At 75.5% G+C, this 4,861-nt stretch carries 5 protein-coding genes; all 5 read right to left on the bottom strand.

Annotation, left to right across the window (positions count from 1 at the left end; all coding sequences use genetic code 11):
• On the bottom strand, window positions 1-592 hold a 592-nt coding region (locus ND748_RS25275), incomplete at its 3' end, for a methylmalonyl-CoA mutase family protein (RefSeq protein ID WP_251748533.1).
• 92 nt (window positions 593-684) lie between these two features.
• Window positions 685-1,905, bottom strand: a complete 1,221-nt coding sequence (locus tag ND748_RS25270) for a type IV toxin-antitoxin system AbiEi family antitoxin domain-containing protein (RefSeq protein WP_251748532.1) — start codon at window positions 1,903-1,905, stop codon at window positions 685-687.
• A 241-nt stretch (window positions 1,906-2,146) separates the two neighbouring features.
• A complete protein-coding gene (locus ND748_RS25265) occupies window positions 2,147-3,361 on the bottom strand; it encodes a lipase family protein (RefSeq protein WP_251748531.1) in 1,215 nt (404 codons plus the stop codon).
• A 177-nt stretch (window positions 3,362-3,538) separates the two neighbouring features.
• A complete protein-coding gene (locus ND748_RS25260) occupies window positions 3,539-4,225 on the bottom strand; it encodes an SCO family protein (RefSeq protein WP_251748534.1) in 687 nt (228 codons plus the stop codon).
• Between the two features lie 2 nt (window positions 4,226-4,227).
• Window positions 4,228-4,861, bottom strand: a 634-nt coding sequence (locus ND748_RS25255) for a glycoside hydrolase family 6 protein (protein ID WP_251748530.1), incomplete at its 5' end; no start/stop codon positions are given.

Here is a 4,861-nt window from a genome sequence, read left to right as displayed (position 1 = left end):
GGCCCGAGCGGGCCGCCAGGCCGATCGGATCCGCGCCGAGGCTGCCGGCGAGCTGCGAGCCGGGCACGCCGCGGGCGGCGGCGAGGCGGAAGAGCTCCTCGGCCGCGGACTGGGTCTGCGCGCCCGCGTCGACGACCACGGGGGCCAGATCGAGGTAGACCTCGCCGAGCACCGTGGACAGGCCGTCGATCGGCAGCCCACCGGCACCGAGACGCAGCCACAACGAGGTGGCGCCGTTCTCCAGGTCGGCGAGAATGGCGTCGGCGGCGTGCTTCGCGTCGGGACCGGCGTGCAGGGCGCGGACGTCCCAACCGGTGGCGCCCGCGCCCTGGGGCCGCCCGCCCCGCACGAACGGGGCGAGGCCCGGCAGGCCCACCCCGCCGGCCGGCAGATCGTCCGCGGTGTAGAGCGGTCGGATCGGCGGACCGTCATAGGTCTGCGTCGCCAGCAGCTCCTCGACTTCGCCGGCGGCGGTCGCCTCGGTCGCCACGCCGGACTTGCGCAGGACGCCCAGGACGAGCTGCTGCCACTCGGCGCGGGTGGCCTCCGGAAAGTCTGCGGCCAGCGACAGCCCGGCCGTTGGAACGCTCATGTTCCGGATCGTAGGCGTGGGACGCCCGGGCGGCTGGGAATGTACTTCCTGTCACAAGTCCTTGCACGCCTTTGTCCGGATGGTGGAAATGTTCACGAGGCGCGACGTTCTTCCGCGTCCCGCACCATCGGGGCGGCGAGGGCCCGGTCGACGGCGGCGACGATGCGCTCCGGGTACCAGGCGACGTCCAGCGCGCTGAACCGCAGCACCGCCCACCGTCTGGTGGCAAGCAGGTTGCCGCGCAGCCGCTCCAGGTAGAACGCCTCGGCGGAGCTCGCCGTGGTGTAGGTGTCGGCCTCGACGTCGAGGCGGTGCTCCGGCCAGGCGAGGTCGAGCCTCGCGATCGACTGACCGCCGTCCTGGACCGACCACTGAAGCTGGGGCGGCGCGAGCCCCGCGTCGGCGAGCAGCAGCCGCAGCCGGGTCTCCAGCGGCGACTGCGCCCGCCCGTCAGCCAGATCCCACCAGTTCTGCGTCGGCCGAAAGCCCCTGCGCCCGGCAGCCGCCGCGCGAGCCGCGCGCAGGTTCGGCACGACCTCGCTACGCAGGGCGGCGTCCATCTCGGTGACGGCCGCCTCCCGGCTGGTCGCCGAGAGGACGAGATCGGCGAGGGTGCGCGCCGGCGAGGTGACGGGAATCCCGGCCAGGTCGACCTGCTCGCCGGCGCCGAGCTCGGTGAAATGCAGCCGGATTCCCCGCGGCTGCGCCCGCGTGAGCCGGGGCGGCAGCAGCAGGTGCACGGGCTCGGCCGGATTCTCCGGCTCCCCGCCGGGAAAACCGAGCAACCGGGCCGCGGTGACATTGCAGACGACCGCGTGCGGACGGCCGACGAGTGCCGCCCGCACCCGCGCCGACAGGGGAAAGGGCGGCGGCGTGGGCACCCGCGGGCATGCGCCACCAGGGACCGCGGCGGTGGGGAGCACAGCGCCGGAAGGTCCAGCGCCGGGAAGCACCGGCGGGAGCGGGCCGCGAGCGGCGTGGTGCCAGCCGTCCCCGGCGACCGTGAGGGGCTCGTCGACGAACGGCGCCGGCTCCGGCGCCAAGTCCGAGGACTGCTGCTCGTAGTCAGGGCCGGCGACGTCCCCGCGCACGAGGGCGAGCGGGACGACGAAGGCGCCGCGGACGGGATGGCTCCACTGATCGGACTGGACGAGCTGGCGGAGCTGACCGCGGGTCAGGCCGGCGGACATCGCCTGCCGAAAAGTGATCATCCCGCCCTGCCGGCGCGCCAGCGCGACGGCGGGGTCGAGACCGGGGTAGCGGCGGACGACGGGTCGGGTCGGCGGGGTCGAGGCCGAGCGGGAAAAGGTCATGGACCAAGAATCCAACAGAATCGACCCGGCAGCCAGCGGCAACATGAAAGCTGTGGATAACCGCCGCGACAATGGACGGCGAGCAGATCACGAATCCCCCGAACAGCGACGACCATTTCCCACATTCACCACCCCCCTATTCGAAAAAATGGTCGGGGAATGGCATCCGCCGACCGGCACGACCACGACACGGCAGGACACGGCAGGACGGCGAGTGCGGCGGGTCGCGGCGGGGTGCAGGTCAGCAGTTCCCCGGCGTCGGGAGGCCGGCGAACCGATCGGCGAGGAACCGCAGCGCGTCCTGCGTGCGCCCCACCCCGTCGATGTGGTCGCCGGGGAAGGGGACCCAGGTCACCGCGACCCGTCGGGTGCAGTACTCCGTCCGCAGGCGCGCCGCCTGGTCGAACGCGACCAGACTGTCCGACCTGGCGTGGTAGAGGTAGAGCGGGACGTGCGGCGCTACCCGACCCAGGGTGTTCTCGGCCAGCCGGGCCCGCCAGCGCGGCAACGTCATCGGATCGGTGGTCGTCAGGTCGGCGATCCGCCTACCGGCGTACCCGGTGACCAGGGCGAGCGAGCAGGCGGTGCGCACGGCGGCGAACACACCGCGGCCGGACGCGGTCAGCAGCGTGTCCAGCCGTAGCTCCGGGTAGGCCGCGTCGAGGCCGACCGCGGCCGCCAGACCGAGCCCGGCGGCTGCCTTCCCGTCCAGGGCCCGCCCGACCGCCCCCAGATCCCCCGGCACGCCACCGGCGGCGACCCCACGAAGGTCCAGGTCCGGCGCGTACGCGGGGGCAAGCTGCGCCGCCCACACCGCGGCTCCTCCGCCCTGCGAGTAGCCGGTCAGCCCGACCCGCCGACGCGCCGTGCCGCCGAGCCCCGCGACCCGCGGGGTGGCCCGCACGATGTCGAGCAGGGCGTGTCCCTCGGCCGGCCCGACGACGTAGGTGTGCTCGCCCGGGGTGCCGAGGCCCTCGTAGTCGGGCACGGCGACGATCCAGCCCCGGCCCAGCGCCTCGGTGATTGCCCCGACGGCGAGATTGATGCCGACGGCGAGTCCTTTCGAGGCCGCGCAGTCGTCGCCGAGCCCCTGGGTGCCGGGCGCGTAGCCGAGGATCGGTGCGTCGCCGGCCGGGTGGGCGGGGACGAGCACGGTGCCGCTGACCGCGATCGGCCTACCGAGCGCCCCGCTGGACAGATACAGCACCTGGACCAGCCGCGCCCCGGCCGTGGCGAACGGCCCCGCCGCCGGCACCCGACGCGACCACACGACGTCCCCGGGACGGCCGGCGGGCAGCGGCCCGGGCGGGCGGTAGAACCCCGCTCCCGCCGGCGCGGCCACCGGACCGGAATAGCGTGGTCGGTCGGTCGGGCCACCGGACGGCGTCCGGCCGCCCGACCCACAGCCGACCAGCGCCGGCACCAGGACCACCGCGGACACCAGGACCAGCACCACGAGCGCCGCCGTCGGTCGCGGCCGGCGTCCCGGCGGCCACGGTGACGCCCCCGACCTCGGTAGAACGCGACGCCGGGAAGCATCCGTCCACCGGGCGGCACCCGGCGCGGTGCTGTCGGGCATCCGGGCCGCTCCCCTCGCCAACGTCGCGTGGCGCCGGGCGGTCGGGCCCCACGCTCAGCTCTCTCCCGCGAGCAGCAGCGGGATGTCGTGGGCGTAGTCGGCGACGGCGGTGCCGGCGAGGTAGCCGACCCGGGCGACGCCATCCGGGCCGATCGCCGTGACCTGGCTGCCGTGCGGCACCATGATGGTGCCATTCGCGCCCGGCGTCGGGGTGCTGAAGGTGACCCCGGCCGTGTCGGCGAGTCGGGTCACCGCTGTGGCCGGGCCGGTCAGGCCGACGAACGACCGGTCGAACTGGTCGAGCCAGTGGCGCAGGACCGGACCCGTGTCACGGGCCGGGTCCGTCGTCGCGACGACCACCCGGACCCGGGCTCGCTGCGCGGGGGTGAGCAGCCCCACCGCGGCGGCGAGGTCCGCGACGGTCGTGGGGCAGACGTCCGGGCAGGAGCTGTAGCCGAAGAACAGCAGGGTGAGCCGACCATCGGCGGCCGCCGGCAGGGTCCACGGCCGGCCGGCGGTGTCGGTCAGGGCCACGCCGGGCAGGCGCACCGGTGGGTCGAGGCGCACGCCCCGCACACCGGTGGCCCCGCCGACGTCGTCGAGGTGCACCGGTCCCCCGCCCGCCGAACCCGAGGCGCCGGCGGGCCCGCAGGCGCCGAGCAGACCGAGCAGACCGAGCAGCGCGACGAGGCAGCCGATCAGGACCGCCGCGCGACCCCGCCCCGGCGGCCCGCCGCGCATCGTCACGCGGCCCTGCTCGCCAGGCCCATGGCGTAGTCGAGCCACCATCCGCCGGCGGCCGGGCCGCCGTTGCACGCACCGTCCGACTCCCCGGGCACCTTGATCCACAGGTAGGCGTCGGCTCGCGGGTTGCCCGTCCGGTCGGTGGGGGCCACGCCCAGGCCTCGGCCGGGCGGGTTGCACCAGGCGTTGTCGGCGGCCGGCCCCCGACCGTTGCGGGAGGTGTCGACGACGTAGTGGGCGGTGCCGCCCAGGGCGGCGACGACCGCATCGCCGTAGGCGGTCTCGTCGGCGGTCTCGTCGAAGTTCGACACGTTCAGGGCGAAGCCCCGAGCGCGGGCGACGCCGGCCTGCCGCAGCCGGGCGGCCGTGTCGGCGGCCGAGTGCCAGGAGGCGTTGCCGGCGTCGAGATAGACCTCGGCCCCGACCGCGGCGAGCTGGTCGACCGCGTAGCCGAGCATGGCGTACCGGGCGGTGGCGGCGGCCGGCGCCAGGCAGTCGATCTGGGCCAGGGCGTCCGGCTCCAGGATGACCGCGGCGGGGCCGGAGCCGATGCCGGCGGCGAAGGCCGCGATCCACGCCCGGTAGGCGGACTCGCCGGCGACCCCGCCCGCCGACTGGCCGCCGCCGCAGTCG

The organism is Frankia sp. AiPs1, assembly GCF_023716945.1.
Lineage (GTDB): Bacteria > Actinomycetota > Actinomycetes > Frankiales > Frankiaceae > Frankia.
This window is presented reverse-complemented; position numbering and strand designations above follow the sequence as displayed.

Coding starts and splice junctions, on each gene's coding strand:
- ND748_RS25270 (WP_251748532.1), bottom strand. CDS start 1,905: ATGACCTTTTCCCGCTCGGCCTCGACCCCGCCGACCCGACCCGTCGTC.
- ND748_RS25260 (WP_251748534.1), bottom strand. CDS start 4,225: ATGCGCGGCGGGCCGCCGGGGCGGGGTCGCGCGGCGGTCCTGATCGGC.